Source organism: Bacillus sonorensis NBRC 101234 = KCTC 13918, assembly GCF_001592005.1.
Classification (GTDB): Bacteria; Bacillota; Bacilli; order Bacillales; family Bacillaceae; genus Bacillus; species Bacillus sonorensis.
On record NZ_BCVZ01000003.1, the window covers coordinates 136457 to 149044 of the forward strand.

At 41.1% G+C, this 12588-nt stretch carries 7 protein-coding genes, 6 pseudogenes and 1 riboswitch; of the genes and pseudogenes, 7 read left to right on the forward strand and 6 right to left on the reverse strand.

Annotation, left to right across the window (positions count from 1 at the left end):
* Positions 1-824: 824 nt before the first annotated feature.
* Together BTR1S_RS06025 and BTR1S_RS21665 are read right to left on the reverse strand one after the other, a co-directional pair.
* On the reverse strand, positions 825-1337 hold the full coding sequence (locus BTR1S_RS06025) for a hypothetical protein (protein WP_006637087.1): 513 nt from the start codon (positions 1335-1337) through the stop codon (positions 825-827).
* Positions 1338-2019: 682 nt separating this feature from the next.
* A pseudogene (locus BTR1S_RS21665) lies at positions 2020-2298 on the reverse strand (Tn3 family transposase); the annotation flags it as partial.
* Positions 2299-2624: 326 nt separating this feature from the next.
* Between BTR1S_RS21665 and BTR1S_RS21670 the strand changes: the two are divergent.
* Positions 2625-2933: pseudogene (locus BTR1S_RS21670) on the forward strand (DinB/UmuC family translesion DNA polymerase); the annotation flags it as partial.
* 75 nt (positions 2934-3008) lie between these two features.
* Here BTR1S_RS21670 and BTR1S_RS06040 read toward each other — a convergent pair.
* A pseudogene (locus tag BTR1S_RS06040) lies at positions 3009-4206 on the reverse strand (M20 metallopeptidase family protein).
* Positions 4207-4316: 110 nt separating this feature from the next.
* Positions 4317-4420: riboswitch (SAM riboswitch) on the reverse strand.
* 295 nt (positions 4421-4715) lie between these two features.
* On the opposite strand from BTR1S_RS06040, the pseudogene BTR1S_RS21675 reads away from it, so the two are divergent.
* The 6 genes and pseudogenes from BTR1S_RS21675 to BTR1S_RS06060 form a co-directional block, all read left to right on the forward strand.
* Positions 4716-4927: pseudogene (locus BTR1S_RS21675) on the forward strand (chitosanase); the annotation flags it as partial.
* Between the two features lie 464 nt (positions 4928-5391).
* Positions 5392-5593: pseudogene (locus BTR1S_RS21680) on the forward strand (M20/M25/M40 family metallo-hydrolase); the annotation flags it as partial.
* A gap of 7 nt (positions 5594-5600) precedes the next feature.
* Positions 5601-6416, forward strand: coding sequence for a VOC family protein (locus tag BTR1S_RS06045; RefSeq protein WP_029418851.1), 816 nt, complete (start codon positions 5601-5603; stop codon positions 6414-6416).
* A gap of 22 nt (positions 6417-6438) precedes the next feature.
* A complete protein-coding gene (locus tag BTR1S_RS06050; protein WP_051397521.1) occupies positions 6439-7413 on the forward strand; it encodes an aliphatic sulfonate ABC transporter substrate-binding protein in 975 nt (324 codons plus the stop codon).
* A 29-nt stretch (positions 7414-7442) separates the two neighbouring features.
* Positions 7443-8216: an ABC transporter permease subunit gene (locus BTR1S_RS06055; RefSeq protein ID WP_029418853.1), complete on the forward strand. Its 774-nt coding sequence runs from the start codon at positions 7443-7445 to the stop codon at positions 8214-8216.
* 14 nt (positions 8217-8230) lie between these two features.
* Complete coding sequence (locus BTR1S_RS06060) at positions 8231-9043, forward strand: ATP-binding cassette domain-containing protein (RefSeq protein WP_006637079.1); 813 nt, start codon at positions 8231-8233, stop codon at positions 9041-9043.
* A gap of 883 nt (positions 9044-9926) precedes the next feature.
* On the opposite strand, the pseudogene BTR1S_RS06065 reads toward BTR1S_RS06060, so the two are convergent.
* The 3 genes and pseudogenes from BTR1S_RS06065 to BTR1S_RS06075 all read right to left on the reverse strand — a co-directional run bounded on the left by BTR1S_RS06065 (position 9927) and on the right by BTR1S_RS06075 (position 12398).
* Positions 9927-10401, reverse strand: a pseudogene (locus BTR1S_RS06065) (GNAT family N-acetyltransferase).
* 25 nt (positions 10402-10426) lie between these two features.
* A complete protein-coding gene (locus BTR1S_RS06070) occupies positions 10427-10684 on the reverse strand; it encodes a YnfE family protein (RefSeq protein ID WP_029418854.1) in 258 nt (85 codons plus the stop codon).
* Between the two features lie 154 nt (positions 10685-10838).
* Positions 10839-12398: a cellulase family glycosylhydrolase gene (locus tag BTR1S_RS06075; RefSeq protein ID WP_029418855.1), complete on the reverse strand. Its 1560-nt coding sequence runs from the start codon at positions 12396-12398 to the stop codon at positions 10839-10841.
* Between the last annotated feature and the right edge of the window lie 190 nt (positions 12399-12588).

The following is a 12588-nucleotide window of genomic DNA, read 5'->3' on the forward strand; positions in this document are numbered from 1 at the left end:
TGAATTGAATGACACTCTACAATCAAACAAAGGCTTAATATCATTGCGCTGACCAGAAAGCTCCTCCAAATTAATTTTTTTATAGATTATCCAGATCTATTTAAAGACCGGAAATAAAGACAAATCTGTTAAAATAGTCTCTAGATTGGAATGATTTTCCGTTATAATGCTGGGCTATTGGAGTGGGACATGACGCTATGGTCTCTAGGAATAAATCAAAAACGTTTGAATCCTGGCATAAATGGTGAAGTCCGAAAAAACAAGACGGGGTCCGCAGATGCACCGACAATACTGGCATCGCGCTCATGGAAAAATCAAGAACATGATATTGACAACAATAGAAAGGACCTTGTTGCAACCCCTTGCCGCTCTTAAGGAGGAAGAAATGAAAAGACTAAAGGCCCTGTTAATTTTATCAAACATGCTTATAATCACAGTGGCGTGTGACTTGCTGCCTGCTGGTAGAATTCTTAAAAAACGAATTTCAATTAAAAGATGATTGGAATGAAACTCTATTGTTAAAAACAGTAAGAGTATCTAAGAACCGGATGGATTTCAACTGTCTGGGCGACGGCAGGGCATTCCTGGAGGCCGCCTGCCCTCTATCGATGCAGCTTTCGTTCAGGTCCAGTTTCCAGCCATGATAGATGGACCTTAAACGCCTGGCGTTTTCACACCGATGGCGGGGGAGAGCCGCCGAAGATCCTTTAGGTGACCGTCCGCGGTACGGCGACTTCTGAGCGGAAAAGAGAACGCCTTAAAATTGCTTTCAACAAAATAAGAAAAGGTGTGCAGTTGATAAGAATGCACACCTCTTTGGCGTTTTACGGCTTATAAAATGTGACATGTTTCCCATCTCTGTTAAACCAGCCTCTGAAAGCCCAGTTATCCCAGCCGCCGTCGCCTTTGTTGGTGAATTCTCCGCTTTCAAACACCCAGATGCCGTACACCACTCCGTTCAGAACGGCGGATCCATAGAATTTGACTCCATTGAAGTGATCTTCGTATTCCTGGCTTAAATTAAATACCATGACATTATAACGCTGTCCCGCAGCGTAAAAGGTAGATTCCATCATGTTTTTGACAAAACCGCTTCGATTCGCATTTTGCACAACCGCATCTCGAATTGAATTTGCTATGCCGAGGACGTCAAAATTCACGTTGAAATTAACAGCAGCAGCGCTTGGCTTAAATTGTTTAAGACTCATTGTTTCTTTAACGTTCGGTGCAGATGAAACAGTGCGGTCAGCCTCTTTTTCTTTAGCATGGGCAAAAACCGGCAGACAGGAAGAAGCGATCATCATAGCGGTGATGGGCGCGATTATCTTTTTCTTCAATCCATTTCCTCCTCGAGATTTTTAAATGAGTGTTAAATCAATAGGCAAACAACAGACAACTTGTTTATCGTTTCCGGATCCATCTCCCCCTTTCCTTGGGGATAAGTATACAAATTTTCAAATTTAGAATAATGATGCGAAATGGGTATTTTCTGATCAGACGAAAATCATCAAAACGGGGGGGAGAAAGAATATAACATGGGGTAGAGTGATAAGGCATATAGAACAATCGGGGCTTATTTAATAAAATGAATAGTGCACTTTACTTCTGCCAGGACAAAATCACAATTGTTTTTCAACATGATCCAAACAATCTATTTTTTCAGTGACTTAAAAGAGGACGTTAATAAAATAGGAATGATATAAAAATAAGACCTCCCTTAACGTTGCTGAAGGTGGAGTATCCGCCTAACATGCAATAAAAAGGCAGACTCTTTTTCCAAGAGTCGCCTTTTTATTCTTTTCTGCACAGGAATACCGCCCGCCTTTCGGTCGTGTCCGGCTTCTGTTCATCTCCAGCTGTCGGCCGCCGCAGCCTACGACACATGGCCATGAAAAAACGGACGCCTTCCCGATGATCTGGACGGGGTCACTCCAACAAAACGCGGATTTACAACGTTAAGAAATCCGAATACAAAAAAGAGCCGGTTTTAACCACGTTAAGCGTGTAACGGCCTGATTACTATTCTTGACTTAATGGCCGCAATGTTTCTAAGGTGGTAGCCCCTTTTGGGTCAAAGCGATATTCACCAAGGAAGTTGATATGCTCCCAACCCAATGGAGACACGTGTTTTAATAAATCCTTCCGTAAGGTTCCTTTGCTTCGGAGTAAATCCGTAGCCTTGGATAGATAAACGGCATTCCAAACACTAATGGCATTAATCAGTATGCTTAATGCACTTGCTCGCTGCAGCTGATCCTGTAAAGCACGTTCTCTTAATTCCCCATGTTTTCCGAAGAAAGGTACAGAATGGAAAAGAAGTAGAAATTCAGACAGCACTTAAGAAGTCAAAAGTAAGCGAGCTTGAGCTTCCAGAAAAACTTTGGACTGTCATTCAAGCTTCAGGTCCATGGTTTAACATTGAGGAATAATCTTACCAGGATCGATTTAACAAAGGGCAAGTGATGTTTGCGAAGGAAGATGACTTAAGTTAAAGATATAAAAGATATTAAATGGGGGAGAACAATATGAAAAAACAAGTAATATTTAAAAAGCACAATTTGAATATGTCTGGGAATCTTCATTTGCCAAATGAAATGGATGATAACGGGAAATATCCAGCTCTTATAGTTTTGCATCCGGCTGGTGAAGTAAAGGAACAGACGGCTGCTGTAAGCCTCGGGATTGAATACAGCCGTGATGAGCTCGGTGGGGAATTGAAGCCCCTTCAAATATCACGCTTGATCTTTATCACATATGCCTTACATTATTTGACCACTTTTATGAAGGAAAAACAGTTCAAAAAATTTCCGTTTCTCTTTCCAATATTCAGGATGATAACCAGATCCAGCTCGATACTTTTACGAGCCGTTTCTTATACAAACGCCGGAACCGCCCGTCTGCGATCAAAGCTTGTCGGCGGACACCAAGCATAGAAAGGAGAATGCTGCGATAGTGGCCGCTAAGCCGAATAATATAAGTGCAATTTTCTTCTTCAAGACATTTCCTCTTTAGCTTCCCAATAGCGAGAATACGATTTTCGTGAATGCTTTCTCCGTGATGAGCAATGCCCGCTCATCGATGTCGAATTTTGGATGATGATGCGGATAGTGTGTGGCTGTATCCTCATTGCGGCAGCCGACTTTAAAAAAGCTGCCGGGTTTTTCCTGCAAGTAATAAGCGAAATCCTCTGCTCCCATCCCGGTTTCAAGTTCTATTAACTGTTCTTCACCGAATTGTTCAGAGAATAGCCGCTGCAAAAAAGCAGTTTCCTTTGGATGGTTATAAAGCGCAGGATAGCCGTGCAGGTAATCGATAGAATAAGTCGCATCGAAACCGCTCGTGATTCCAAAAACGATGGCTTCTATTTGCTGTCTGACCTGCTTGCGGATGTCGGCATTGAATGTCCGGACTGTGCCTTCCAGTTTGGCGGTATCCGGTATGACATTGAATGCGTTACCTGACTGGAAGACACCCAAAGTCACCACTGCTGATTCCAGCGGGCTGACTCTTCGGCTGACAATTTTCTGCAAAGCACTTACGATATCACTGCCGATGACGATTGGATCGACAGCCTCTTGTGGTGCTGCGCCATGACCGCCTTTTCCTTGGATGGTGATCGCAAATTTATCCACTGCGGCCATTTTGACTCCTTCACCAACGCCGATCTTCCCGACAGGGGCAGGCAGAGTTAAGATGAGCACCATAAACATAATCGACACCGTCAAGTGCGCCATCTTCAATCATTGCCTTGGCACCGCCGGGCGGTACTTCCTCAGCAGGCTGGAACAGGAAGACAACTTTGCCTTTCAGGCTGTCTTTATGCTTGATCAATGCTTTGGCAGTCCCCAGCAAAGCAGCAGTATGGCCGTCATGTCCGCAAGCGTGCATCACGCCAGGTGTTTTGGATCGATAGGGTGTTTCTTTCTCATCCTCTATCGGCAGGGCATCGAAATCAGCTCTGAGGGCAATCGTAGGTCCTGCCTCTTTCCCTGACAGCGATGCGACGATGCCATACCCGCCGATTTCTGTCTGGATATCTTCGTAGCCGAAGCTGCGCAGCTTATCGGCGATGAAACGGGCGGTTTTCGTCTCCTGAAAACTTAATTCAGGATGCTGATGCAGATATCGCCGCCATTCGACGACTTCTGCGAAATCACTTTCCAATTCTGCATGTACCTCTGCAAGTGTCTGCTTCATGGTCTCCATCATGTAGCCTCCTGTGTAATAATTTTGACATTTCCAATGTAATTAGTCGGATTTTACCTTTAAAAAAGACCCCTTCCGAATAGAAGAGGGCCTTTTTTAAGCTTCCGCTCTTCTTATCTTCGGTGACAAACACCTGGAATTAGCACAGTACTGCGGCTTGCAGCCTGTTGCTTTGGCTTCGCAGGGCCATTCCCTCCACCAATCTTGATAAGAAATATTAGTTGTAAGGATAGACCGAAAAGTTCTGGGTGTCAATCCTATTTTTTAACTTAGAGTGCCCTCAGAAACTGCTGTAGCTAAAAAATTCAACAGAAATAATTGTACTTGATAGAAAATTTTTAAAAATGACTTGACCGGATTTTCCTGTATGTTAACATATACTTCAGGAAAATTATACAAAGTTTCCCATTTGGGATAATGATGCAAAATGAGTATTTTCTGATCAGACGGAAATCATCAAAACGATGGGAGAAAAAATATAACGTGGGATGGAGCGATAAGGCATATAGAACAATCTAGATGAGAAGAAATGGCTAAATAAATTCTTGGACGTACGCTATGATGACCTGATGAATCCGGCGGATCCCGACACCCGAGATGTGTGGAGAGAATCGGTTGCCCGTGTGGATGTGTTTCGCTCTATCTCAAGTCGAACAACTACAATCTAAACGGACCGATACATGTTCAATCAAAAGAATACGGTGATTTCGCCATCAAGTAGGCAGCGAGGGGAACGAAACCGGCTGCACCCTTTGGCTCTTGCAGCCAGAATACACTGCTGTCCCGTATGGCCTGACCTGTTAAAATAACCCCCCGCCATGTTATTTTGGCGGGGGTTAAGGTGCATGAACCGATCTGAGCAAGTAAGTGTTTTTTACTGCAGCCATTTATTCTTGGCGTAAAATAGCATCGCTGGAGCTACCCCTATAAAATTAAAAAAATCATTAAACCTACTTGATTAATGGGTTTAGTTGGTTTAATATCAATTATTAATAAACATTGTGAAAGTTCTAAATTAAGAGACATCTGATTGGTCAACCAAAGGATGCAGAAATGATTGATTATTTCATTCATTTCTGCATCCTTTTTTGTTTATTAAATATGGTTATAAACACTAAAGATAGGTTGGTGGAAGAGTTGGAAATTGATTTCTATAAAAGAACTTCAAAATCGTTATGAAGAAATGGTGTAATTGGCATCATTGAAAGTGTCAAGCCAGGGAAAACTATCGCATTTCGAGCAGATTTTGATGCATTGCCGATTCAAGATGAAAAAAGTGTCCTATAAATCCACAATCGAAGGGGTAATGCACGCTTGTGGCCATAATGGTCATAATACATCAAGCTTACTAGGAGTAGCAAAAGTATTGAGCGATGACGGAGAGGAGAATGATTATGGGATTTCGATTTGATCATCTCGTACATTTTGTAAACAGTCCATTAAAAGCAATTGAAGAATACAACAAATTGGGGCTATACGCAGTAGAAGGAGGCAAACATGAATACCTTGGTACGTATAACTCCCTTAGTTATTTCGATTTAAGCTACATAGAATTGATTGGTGTGTATGATCCACAATTAGTAGAGTCAGCTGCTGATATTAAATACAGCTTAAGGAAGACATTTCAAAATGAAAATTTTGTGGAAGGCTTATCAAGAATAGCTCTTCGATCAACTGATTTAGAGGCCGAGGCAGAGCGTTTTCGAAGTTTAGGCTTAGAAGTATATGGTCCTTCCCCATTCAGTAGAAGAAGACCTGATGGCAGCCTTGTTAGTTGGGAGCTGCTACATGTTGGGAAACCCGGTGAAAAGCTTGAATTACCATTTTTTATAGAATGGGGCGAAAAAGATGATGATCGTAAACAGAATTTAATAAATCGATCTGTTATCGCTGAGCATCCAAAAGGGAACATTTCGTTATCATCAGTTGCATTTGCAGTCCCAGATTTCAAGGGTGCAATTGAAAAGTGGTCCAACTATTTAAACTTAAAAACTGAAGAACCATTTGTTGATGAATCGTTAAACGCCAACGGTCAACGATTAAAACTAGACGGTGGGGATATAGTATTTTACAGTCCAATTGGAGACGGGATAGTTTCACAAACTCTAAAAAATCGAGGAGAAAAGCCATTTTTAGTTGAATTTACAGATTCAGATCATGAAGGAGATTTTCAAGTAATGGGTTCTATATATAGATTTTCAAAAAAATAAGTAAAAAGGGGAATGTATATCAATGATTATAAAAAAATCAAAATTAGTCCTAGGATTTGTTCTATTAATGTCAGCATTACTTATAATCACTGGTTGCGGATCATCAAAAACAAGTTCAGATAGTAAAGATACAAAAGTCATAAAAATTGGTTATCAAAAAGGAAATACATTAAATATCCTAAAGGAAAGTGGATTTTTAGAAGAAGCGTTAGAGAAAGACGGTTACAAAGTAGAATGGAAACTATTCACACACGGGGGCACATTATTAGAAGGAATCTATTCTAAGTCTATTGATTTTGGTCACGCTGCTGATGGATCAGGGATTTTTGCCCAAGCATCTGGTAAACCTCTTGTTTATGCTGGGGCAGATGCTCCAAATCCTGAAGGTGTTGGTTTAATGGTTTTGAAAGATTCAGGGATTACATCCATTGAACAATTAAAGGGCAAGAAAATAGGCGTTTTAAAAGGCGGAAACCACCATTACTTAACAGTTCTTGCACTTGAATCAGTTGGTTTATCAGCTGATGATGTTCAATGGGTATATCCAGAAGATGCTGCACAAGGCCGTTCTCTTTTTGAAACAAAAGAAGTAGATGCTCTTGCTTCCTATGATCCTTTCTTTGCTGGTATAGAAACAGAACTTGACACCATTACATTTACAGAGAATAAGGATTATGGCTATCCAAACCGTACATTCTATTATGCTACCCCCGATTTCTCAAAAAATCACCCGGATCTTGTTAAAACGATAATAGACGCGATAGATAAATCTGATCAATGGGCAAATGAAAATAAGGATGAAGTTACAGCATTGTTATCCAAAGCATTAGGCATTAATGAGAAGATTATTGCCAAAGCGGTTGAACGTCGTACTTATGGAGCAACTCCAATTACACAAGAAATAATAGATGCTCAACAAAAGCAAGCTGACAAGTATTTTGAAATTGGGTTAATTCCTAAAAAACTTGATGTATCCAAAGATATGCCTATCCAATAATTAAAAATTGCTAAAAAGGAATGAAACAAATGACACAAACTTGGTTAAACAAGTCCATACCTTGGATTATTCCAATTATACTATTGATCATTTGGGAGTTAGTCTCCTCACTAGAGCTTGTCTCGGCATCATTGTTTCCTTCTCCAGTAACAGTGTTAATGAGCGGATGGAATTTAACAGTTTCCGGTGAATTGTTGCAACATGTGCTGGCCAGTCTCTCACGTGCTGCGATTGGTATGTTAATTGGCGGATTAATTGGTTTTATTCTTGGAATATTAAATGGACTTTCCAATCTATCGTTTCGTTTAACAGATACAACAATACAAATGATAAGAAATATTCCTCACTTGGCTTTATTACCTCTTGTAATTGTGTGGTTAGGTATTGATGAAAGCGCAAAAATCTTTCTTGTTATATTAGGGGTTTTATTTCCCGTATATATTAACACTTATCATGGCATTCGAACTGTTGATCCGAGCTTCATCGAAATGGGGAAAATGTATAATCTAAAAGGTTGGAATTTATTTAAACATATTCTTTTCCCAGGAGCACTTCCTTCGATCTTTGTAGGCTTAAGATATGCCCTTGGTGTCATGTGGTTAACTTTAATTGTTGCAGAAACAATCCCAACAGAAGAGGGCATAGGATATTTGGCAACAAATGCTCGAGAATTTATGCAAACCGATATTATTATCTTAAGTATCGTAATATACGCCTTACTCGGTAAAGCAGCTGATATTATTGCTCAAATTGGTGAAAAGAAAGCTTTAAAATGGAATGCAAACTATAACAAACAACGATAAGAGAGGTGTGAAGATTGAGCGATTTACAAGAAAAAGATGTTAAAAAAAATAAACAGTCTCTCCATAATCATGCCATTCAAATTGATATTAAGAATGTAAGTAAATCTTTCGGTAACAAAGAAGTTTTAAAAGACATACAACTAACAATTGAAAAAGGTGAGTTTATAGCAATCATCGGAAAAAGCGGTAGTGGTAAAAGTACACTTTTAAGACTGGTAGCCGGATTAGAAACATTAACGAATGGAGAGCTGCTGTTTGATAAAGTTCCAGCTAGTCAATCGACAGCCAATATAACAATGATGTATCAAGATTCTAGACTGTTACCTTGGAAAAAGGTAATTGAAAATGTAGGACTAGGCTTAAAAGGAAACTGGTCAGAAAAAGCAGAACGAGTTTTAGATGCAGTAGGCCTATTGTCCTTAAAAGATCAATGGCCATCCAATTTATCTGGCGGTCAAAAGCAACGTGTAGCCCTTGCTCGAGCACTAATTCACGAACCATCTCTACTTATGCTTGATGAACCGCTTAGTGCGCTCGATGCTTTTACTAAATTAGAAATGCAAAATTTAGTCGAAAGTATTTGGGGAAGAATTGGATTCACTGCATTACTAGTTACGCATGATGTTAGAGAAGCAATTCGGTTAGCCGATAGAATTGTCCTAATAGAAGACGGTCAAATTGCAATGGATATAAAAGTAGATGCACCGAGACCACGCCATTTCTCTTCTAATAACCTGGCTTTGTTAGAAGAAAAGGTGCTTACTCGAATTATGAACGGAAAAACTCCGCCAAACGATATTGAAAGAAGAAAACTGTATCAATTTTAATAGGTTACTCAACTTTCGCTGTACGAAAATTGAGTTTTAATCAAATTTGTAAAACGGAATGTTCAATCAAACTTAATTTTAAAACTGCACCAGATTAATTTGTCCGTAATTTTCACATAACGATCCTGAAATCGTAAGTGGCTTGGCCGTAAACTTGATATTTAATGATCTGATCTATAAACGACTTCAAAAAGGCAAGCCTGCATGCTTGCCTTTTTTACTGTTGAAGACGAAACGACAGTGGATTTATCGATTTCCTAGATATCGGTGTGATGAAAGTCGTCAGCTTCACAGGAGGAGCGGCTAGAGTCTATTCAGGATTGGGCGCGATAGTCACGGGGAACGCAAGCGGTGAGATCCCATTTGAGCAGGCTTAGGTAAAGAACATTCAGGCAGCCGGATTAGTCAAAAGAGTTCACTCAGTGCACTATGATAAAAGAGCCGCAGCCGGCCGGCTAATCAATATGAAATCGGAGCAAGAAGAGCTCACGCAAAAAACAGGAAGATCTTGCGAGCTGGCAGTGGTATGAAAAAGTGCTGGATGCCGGCAGCACTTTTTCAGGAAAAATCACCGGTGGCTTGGCAAGGGTGCCAAACCCAGAACCCATTTTTCTTTGTTCATTTTCCTAGTTTACATAATATATATTCTCGGAAGTTAACGATTCAAACGAAATTCTGTCTCAATATCTAAGTATACTCAAGTTAGTGAGACGGAATTTAAAATTGTATTGTGTTACAGCTGCCGGTTTATTTCGAATGCTCTTTCGATATTTAGATTTATCAGGTCTACCGCAGCACGTTTCATTTGCTCTAATGGCCGTTCAACATTTCCAGCGCGGTGAATTCTAGATAATCTACTAATTGATCATGTACGTTTATTCGCTTATTCAGTTAGAAAAACCGAATAAACAGCAATTTCTTTTCCCCATTTATGGGTGTGTTTTTCTAGTGTCATGCCGATCCGTTAATGACACGAGCTTTTGAAGGTTCAATTCTTCAAAGCCATAGCGTTTGCATGCCGCAGCAGCTTCGGTTGCATAGCCGTTTCCCCAGGCGCGTCTCGCAAATAAGTAGCCAATTTCCATTTCGGATACGCCCTCGACTTCTTGCGGAACGATGCCGCATTGGCCCAAAAATTCGCCTGTCCCTTTGTTTTCAACAATCCAAAGGCCTGTACCGTGCCTTTCATAGTTGCCTAATGTCCAGTCGATCCAGTCCATTGTCTGTTTTTCGTCTTTTGTTGACGGATAGTATGTCATGGCTGTTGGATCGCCAAAGATTTCCATCAAATGTCCGGCATCATCCCGGGTCATGCTTCGCAACATGAGCCGATCTGTGCTCAATATGAATTGCTTCATGGTTCTCCTCTCCTTAAAACGGCTGTCAAGGTGCGGTTAATTCATGATAAACCGTTTCTAATTCTTCCATTGAGATATCTCCGTATGCACACTTGATCACCGCATCAGCAAACTCATCATAGTCATCATCTGTGGAAAATCCTTGCTGCAGCTGTTTTGCGTAATATTCGATTTGTTCCTTTTGTTTTTGAATGTCTGTTTCCTTACCGGGATAGTCCGGTCCATTGATTAAGTCGCTGTTTTCTTTGACCAGCAGCATGTATTGTTGTAATGTGTCATTCATGTTCCATGGTCACCCGTCCTTTCTATTTCTAATGTTCCAGTTTTGATCGTTTGTATGCTGAACACTTTCAAAAATCTTCCTCTCTCTTACCTTCATCATATCATATGCCAGCCTGTAATAAGAAAACGGACACCATCATCGGTGTCCGTCGGGCTTATTTAGGCTCTGTGCCCCAAATCAGCTTCCCATTTTGATATAATGTGATCCTTTTTGTATTCTTAAATGTGCTGGAATTTACAAACGAATAATTGTCGCTTTGCGCATAATTGCTCCAGTCGTCATTGTGGAGACGGATCTGGATTTCCCCTGTGCTTGCTCCGGATGAGAGGGTCCCGTTTTTAAATCCAAGCTCCAGGTAAGTGTCTGCGCCTTTTACGGATTTATTTAACTTCACAAATTTATGTGTGATATTGTTGCATCCGATCTGCGCATAATCACAATCGAAATTTTGTCCTTTGTTGTTTGCTTTATACCAGTAGCGGACGGTCAAGTTTTTTAATGAAACCGTTTTTTTGCTGTTGTTTTTAATATTGAGCTGCGGGCGGATTTGGTTTCCGTTCACATTCCCGTCCCCTGCTCTGTGTTGCACGGCGATGCTGTTGCTTTTTACACCGCTGTCCTGATCAGACTTGCCTTTGTCCGGTTTTTTTTGTCCGGAATCTTTTGAATCGGAGCCTTTGTTTGCATCAGATCCTTTGGATGAATCTTTGGAGCCGCGGATATTCTCTCTTACAAATTTTCCTGAGGCCGATAAGTCAGACAGCGACCAGCCTCCTGTTTTAGACGCTCCTGAATTCAACGCAGCCGATGATTCCTGTTTATCAGAAAGGTTCCAGTTGACCCAGCTGATTTTTTTGCTGTCCAAGTAATTCAGCCACTCCCGGGACTGGTCAAGAAATACCCCGCCATTTCCGGATGCATCGCTTGTCCCCCATTCGGTAACGAAAATCGGAGCGCCTTTGCTTAGTGCATAATCCGCTTTATCTCTTAAAAATTGTCCATGTGTACCCGCATAAAAGTGGAGCGCGTACATGACATTGGCGTCTTTCAGCTGGTTGTCCGCAGCATCGTTGACATCCTGGCTCCACGTTCCCGTGCCGACGATGACAATGTTATCCGGATCGTTTTTGCGGATCACAGAAAGCACTTCTTCTGCGTACGGCTTGATATCACGGTTCCAATTCACATCACCGTTCGGTTCATTGGCGATTTCATAAATGACGTTCGGCGTGTTGCCGTAAAGACTGGACATTTCCTTGAAAAATTCTTTTGCCTTTGCTTTGTTTTGATTTGGATTGCCGTCGCTTAAAATATGCCAGTCAATGATCACGTATATTCCGAGTTCTTTTGCCGCTTCAACAGCTTCTTTGACTTTGCTTTTAACAGACGGGTTGTCAATATAGCCGCCTTCACCCGTGTACATGGCCGCACGGAAGACAGTAATGCCCCAGTCATCTCTGAGCCATTTTAAGCTTGCTTTATTGACGTAATCGCCGTACCACTGCAAACCATGCGAGCTGATTCCTTTCAACTGCACGGCTTTTCCGTTTTGATTGACAAGCTGTGCGCCTTTGATTGAAAGCTGGCCGTTTGCGGCTACTGGCGTTTTTGAACCGGCTGCAGATGCTTGTGGCGTCATCGCACCGCTGAACACAAGCGCTGCAATCACTAAACAAGTCATGAAGACAGAGACTGAACGTTTAAAATGTCGCATTCTTTTTCCTCCAAAATGAGTATTTTACAGCATGCTTTTCTGCCGGATGTTTTTCCCTCCTTTTCTTGCATTTAGCACGACTTTGATTGTAAAAAACCTTTTGAATGATTGTCTATCAACCATATTTCTTGTTTTTAAGAGACTTAAAAATCTATCTATTTCCTCTTTTCGTATCTGCCGGAAGGTCGGA

Bases quoted from the DNA above. Each gene is read 5' to 3' on its own strand.
- BTR1S_RS06045 (WP_029418851.1), top strand. From the start codon at position 5,601: ATGGGATTTCGATTTGATCATCTCGTACATTTTGTAAACAGTCCATTA.
- BTR1S_RS06050 (WP_051397521.1), top strand. From the start codon at position 6,439: ATGATTATAAAAAAATCAAAATTAGTCCTAGGATTTGTTCTATTAATG.
- BTR1S_RS06055 (WP_029418853.1), top strand. From the start codon at position 7,443: ATGACACAAACTTGGTTAAACAAGTCCATACCTTGGATTATTCCAATT.
- BTR1S_RS06070 (WP_029418854.1), bottom strand. From the start codon at position 10,684: ATGAATGACACATTACAACAATACATGCTGCTGGTCAAAGAAAACAGC.
- BTR1S_RS06075 (WP_029418855.1), bottom strand. From the start codon at position 12,398: ATGCGACATTTTAAACGTTCAGTCTCTGTCTTCATGACTTGTTTAGTG.